The sequence below is a fragment of the Streptomyces sp. UNOB3_S3 genome, assembly GCF_020740895.1.
Taxonomy (GTDB): domain Bacteria; phylum Actinomycetota; class Actinomycetes; order Streptomycetales; family Streptomycetaceae; genus Streptomyces.
Window position 1 is genome coordinate 1 of record NZ_JAILXP010000454.1, and the last position, 5,205, is coordinate 5,205.

4 protein-coding genes are annotated in these 5,205 nt (G+C 73.3%); all 4 read right to left on the minus strand.

Features of this window, described 5'->3' with window-relative positions:
* Window positions 1-607: 607 nt before the first annotated feature.
* Window positions 608-2,914 (minus strand): UvrD-helicase domain-containing protein, encoded by a 2,307-nt coding sequence (locus tag K6I33_RS31525; protein WP_229357966.1) that lies wholly within the window; start codon window positions 2,912-2,914, stop codon window positions 608-610.
* A 181-nt stretch (window positions 2,915-3,095) separates the two neighbouring features.
* A complete protein-coding gene (locus K6I33_RS31530) occupies window positions 3,096-3,869 on the minus strand; it encodes a zf-HC2 domain-containing protein (RefSeq protein WP_229357967.1) in 774 nt (257 codons plus the stop codon).
* Window positions 3,866-4,405 (minus strand): sigma-70 family RNA polymerase sigma factor, encoded by a 540-nt coding sequence (locus K6I33_RS31535; protein WP_275126822.1) that lies wholly within the window; start codon window positions 4,403-4,405, stop codon window positions 3,866-3,868. The genes K6I33_RS31530 and K6I33_RS31535 overlap by 4 nt, the downstream gene beginning before the upstream one ends.
* Before the next feature lie 133 nt (window positions 4,406-4,538).
* Window positions 4,539-5,132 carry an ABATE domain-containing protein gene (locus K6I33_RS31540; protein WP_229357968.1) on the minus strand — a complete coding sequence of 198 codons (594 nt, stop codon included), beginning with the start codon at window positions 5,130-5,132 and terminating at the stop codon, window positions 4,539-4,541.
* Window positions 5,133-5,205: the final 73 nt, after the last annotated feature.

Genomic DNA, 5,205 nt, shown 5'->3' on the forward strand with positions numbered 1-5,205 from the left:
TCCAGACCGGTCACCGACCCACCGGAGGACTCCACGGCCGTGGTCAGCTCACTGACCGCGGTCCCCGACACGGGAACCTCCAGCCGGACCGTCATCGAGTACGAGACGCTAGGCGCCGTTGCCATGGCCGCTTTCCCCTGCTTTCGCTGTTCTTCGCTTGTTTCGATCGCTTCGCCGTGGTTCGCGTCACGAAGACGCGACATGTCCCGTGGAGGACGAGACGTTCGATCGTCCCACCTACCGGCGAGTAGGGGGTAACTCGGCCCTCATTCCGGAAGAAAGCTTCCGGAATCTTGGGAAGACAAAACCGACGGGCGCCCTTTCCGCGAGGAAAGAACGCCCGTCGGCTCACGAGGAGCGACACCGACCCGCCATGCTCGCCTCGCGGCAAGTGGTCGCTCGTAGCGACGAAGGTTGGGCCCGGGGGCTTGGATCGAGCCGGTGTCGTAACCAGGCTAACAAACAGTCCGCTGAACTGATTCCGTGTGGAGCGTTCCGCCGGGAGAACGGGCCGTACGGGCGGCCGGAACAGGCCGTTCGGACGCACGGGTCCGGCCATCCGGCCCACGCCGGAGCCCGTTCACCGCCCCCGTTCACCGGCGCCCGTTCAGTCGCGCAGCAGGTCCGGCACCCCGAGCTCGTCCGGGTCGTCCCGCTCGCCCGAGACCACCGTCAGCCGCTGCGTGGCCCGGGTGAGCGCCACATAGAGCACCCGCAGACCGGCCGGCGACTCGTCGGCGATCCCGGCCGGGGTGACCACGACCGTCGCGTCGTACTCCAGGCCCTTGGCCTCCAGGCTGCCCAGCACCACCACGCGGTCGCCCAGCCCGGCCAGCCACTCCCGGGCCTCGGCGCGGCGGCCCATGGGGACGACCACGCCGACCGTGCCGTCCACGTCCGCCAGCAGGTGCTCCGCCTCCGCGCGCACGGACGCGGCGAGGTCCGCGCCGCCGACCACGAAGCGGGGCTCGATGCCGGTGGAGCGCACGGCCGAGGGGGACTCCATCCCCGGCATGGCCAGCGCCAGCACCTTCGACGCCAGCTCCGCGATCTCCGCCGGGTTGCGGTAGTTGACCGTGAGCCGGAAGCGGCGGCGCGGGCGGGTGCCCAGCGCCTCGTCCCGGGCGGCGCCGGCCTCGTCGGGGTCGGACCAGGAGGACTGCGCCGCGTCGCCGACGATCGTCCAGGTGGCGTGGCGGCCGCGGCGGCCCACCATCCGCCACTGCATGGGCGTCAGGTCCTGGGCCTCGTCGACGATGACGTGCGCGTAGTCGCGGCGCTCCTCGGCCAGCCGCTCCGCCCGCTCGCGGCGCGACTCCGAGCGCTGCGGCATCAGCTCCTCCAGCCCGGTGAGCTGGTCGAGCGGGTCGGCCTCGCGCGGCCGCTTGGGGCGGGCCGGGACGCCGAGCAGCATCTCCAGCTCGTCCAGCAGCGCCACGTCGTGCACCGACAGCGGGCCCCGGCCGGCCGCGTCCAGGCGGCGCAGCGAGCGGGCCAGCCGACGGGTCTCGCGCGGGTTGAGGTCCCGGCGGGACCAGCGGGTCAGCCGCTTCTCGTCGGCGAGGCAGGCCAGCACCCGGCGCGGGGTGAGCTCGGGCCACCAGGCGTCGAGGAAGTCGGTGAAGGAGTCCTCGGTGACGATGTCCTCGTCGAAGGCCGACCGGGCCTCGGCGGCGAGCTCGGGGTCGGTGTAGCGGCGGGGGCCGCCGGACCTGGACCACAGGGCGTCCAGGATCAGCCGGCGGGCGCGGGGGCGCAGCAGGTTGATCGGGGCGGTGCCGCCGAGGGCCGCGTTCCGGATGCGCCGCAGCTCGTCGGCCTCCAGCTCGATCCGGGCGCCGAAGGCGACGACGCGCAGCCGCTCGGGCACGGGCGCGCCGGAGCGCGGGACGTCCAGGGCGCCCCGGACCGCCTTGCGCAGCACCTTGACCATCCGGGAGGAGCCCTTGATCCGGGCGACGTCCGGCTCGTCGTAGATCTCGGCCTCGGCGCCGTCGACGAGGTTGCCGACCGCGCGGATGGCGACCTGGCCCTCCTCGCCGAGCGAGGGCAGCACGCCCTCGGTGTAGGCGACGAGCAGCGGGGTCGGCGAGACGACGAGGATGCCGCCCGCGTAGCGCCGGCGGTCCTGGTAGAGGAGGTAGGCGGCGCGGTGGAGGGCGACGGCGGTCTTGCCGGTGCCGGGGCCGCCCTCGACCTCGGTGACCGAGGCGGCGGGGGCGCGGATGACCAGGTCCTGCTCGGCCTGGATGGAGGAGACGATGTCGCGCATCGTGTGGCTGCGGGCCTGGCCGAGCGCGGCCATCAGGGCGCCGTCGCCGACCACCGGCAGGGCCTCCCCGTCGAGGGTGGCGCGCAGCTCCGGGCGGAGCAGGTCGTCCTCGACGCCGAGGACCCGGCGGCCCTTGGAACGGATGACCCGGCGGCGGACGACCCGGCCGGGGGCGACCGGGGTGGCCCGGTAGAACGGCGCGGCGGCGGGGGCCCGCCAGTCGATGACCAGCGGGGAGTAGTCGGCGTCGAGCACGCCGATGCGGCCGATGTGGAGGGTCTCGGCGATCTCGGCCCGGTCGCCGCTCACGGCGTCGTCGGCGGGCTCGACGGAGGTGTAGGCGCCGTCGGGGCCCTTCTTTCCGTCCTTGCCGAGGAGGAGGTCGATCCGGCCGAAGAGGAAGTCCTCGAACTCGTTGTTCAGCCGGTTGAGATGCACACCCGCGCGGAACACCTGGGCGTCGCGCTCGGCGAGCGCTCCGGGGGTGCCGACCTGGCCTCGTTTGGCCGCGTCGTCCATGAGGAACTCCGCCTCGTGGATCTTCTCCTCGAGGCGTCGGTACACCCGGTCGAGATGGTGCTGTTCGGCACCGATCTCACGGTCCCGGGTCCCCTCGGACTCCGTCGCCGATCCTGTCGCCACGTGCGCGTGTGTGGCGTTCTGCGCGGCCACCCAGGCCCCCTTCTGCTGTGCGTAGGGCAGCCGTCAACCGTACGCGAACAGGGGTACTGAGCGCACCTGTCAGGACATGAGGGGTTTGCCACGAGTGTCGGCTGTTGACGGATCGCCCTTTCCTCGATCACAGCAGGGCGTAGGCGGGGCGTCACAGCGTGATCGTCGCCAGGTGTTTGCCGTCGAGGGTGCGGATCTCGAAACGGGCGATGTCCTTCTCGCTGAACGCGACACCGCCGTGGGTGTAGAGGGGCTCCTTGTAGCTCGTGTCCTTGTCGCCCTTGTCGCCCTTGTCGATGCCGTAGCCGGCCTCCGGGACCGCCCACGTGGTGGCGACCTGCTCCTTGCCGTTCTTGCCGACGGCGACGAGATCGCAGGTCAGCGGGCCTTTGACATTGCCGAGCTTGAGCACGACATGGGTGCCCCAGGCCTTGTCCTGGACGGACACGGTGGCGTTCACCCGGGTGACCGGGTCGGTGACGCCGCCGTATTTCTCGCCCTCGTCGTACATCTGCTTCGCGGCGCTCACGCCGGTGTGGCCCTGGCCGGTGTCCTGCGACGTGAGGGCGGCGCCGGCCAGCGGTCCGGCGACGATCAGGGCGACGGCGGCGGCGACCAGCCACAGCCGGCGGGTGCGCTGTGCCCTGCGGGTCACGGTGACGTCGTCGAGCAGCCGGTCCAGCAGTTCGGGGCGGGGCTCCGGCGCGAGGGCCGCCGGGCCGGGGGTCGCCTCCTTGAGCTCGGCGAGGAGCGGGGTGAGGCCCATGAGCGTCTCCAGTTCGGCGGCGCACCGGGGGCAGCCGGCGAGGTGCTCCTCGAAACGGGCGGTGTCCGCCTCGTCCAGCGCGCCGAGCGCGTAGGCGCCGACGGCGGTGTGCTCGTCGTCCTGGTGCGGGTGCTCATGGTGCGGTGCCGGCCGGTTCATGCCGTCACTCCTCGTTCCTCGAGCGAGAGCCTCATGGAGCGCAGCGCGTAGAACACCCGGGACCGTACGGTCCCGGCCGGTACTCCCAGCGCCTCCGCCGCCTCGCTCACGGTACGTCCTTTGAAATAGGTCTCGATCAGGGCCTCTCTATGGGCTTCGGAAAGGTCGCCCAGCGCGTCGGAGATCGTCATCAGGCGCAGGGCCCGGTCGATCTCGTCGGCGGCGGGCAGCAGCTCCAGTGGCCCCGGGTCCACCTCGGGGGGCCGCGCCTGCCGGCTGCGGTGGTTGTCGATGACGATGCGCCGGGCGACGGTGACCAGCCAGGGCCGTACGGAGCCGGTGGCGCCGCGCAGCCGGTCGGCGTTGCGCCAGGCGCGCAGCAGCGTCTCCTGGACGACGTCCTCCGCCCGTTGCCGGTCGCCCGCCACGAGCCGGAGCACGAAGGCGAGCAGGGGGCCCGCGTGCTCCTCGTAGAGCGACCGCATCAGGTCCTCGTCCGGACTGGTCCTGTCAGCCACGACGGCATCCTTGCGCAAGCCTTCCCCCTTGGTCGAGAGCGCGGGGCCGGTGTCGCCGCCGGTTCCGTGGCCGTGCCACGGCCCTTCGACCAGGAGTACGGACGGCGGCGGGATCCCGTTCACCGTCCCGGGGCAACCGTCCGGGGGGCGCCTACCGCGTCAGGGGCTCGCTGGTGCGGCGGCGGTGCCGGGCCACGCGCTCGCGGTTTCCGCAGACCTCGCTGGAACACCAGCGTCTGCGGCGGCCGCGGGAGGTGTCGAGATAGATCAGCGGGCAGTTCTCGCCCTCGCAGCGGCGCAGCTGCCCACGGGCGACGGGGTCGGTGAGCAGGTCGACGGCGTCGCGGGCGACCTGCCCGAGGAGGGCTCCGCAGTCCGGGGCGCCGGCGAGGCGCCGGACGAGCCGCCCGTCGGCGCCCCGGGCGGCCGCGGGCGCGGGCGGCGCGGTGGCGGCGAGGGCGTTCACCCGCTCCAGGTCGGGCCCGGCGGCCCGGCCGTCCCCGTCGAGCTCGGCGTGCACGACGCGCGCGAGCAGCTCCCGGGCGGCCTGGAAACGCGCGAGCCACGCCCCGTCCACGGCGTCGAGCGGCGTGCCCGGCGGGACGACCCCGGCCCCGAGCAGCCACGCCTGTAAGCGCCGGGGGCCGTCGAGCCGGTCCGGCGGCTCGGCGGTGGCCAGCAGGTCCAGGCAGAGCCGCCCGCAGTCGAACCTCAGACCATTCGTGGCCGCCGCGGCCGGTGCCATGCGTCGTCACCTTTTCCGTATGGGTGTTCCCGGGCTCCCCGCCGTTACAGGGTGCCCGGTAACACCCATACGG

Coding starts and splice junctions, on each gene's coding strand:
- K6I33_RS31530 (WP_229357967.1), bottom strand. CDS start 3,869: ATGAACCGGCCGGCACCGCACCATGAGCACCCGCACCAGGACGACGAG.
- K6I33_RS31540 (WP_229357968.1), bottom strand. CDS start 5,132: ATGGCACCGGCCGCGGCGGCCACGAATGGTCTGAGGTTCGACTGCGGG.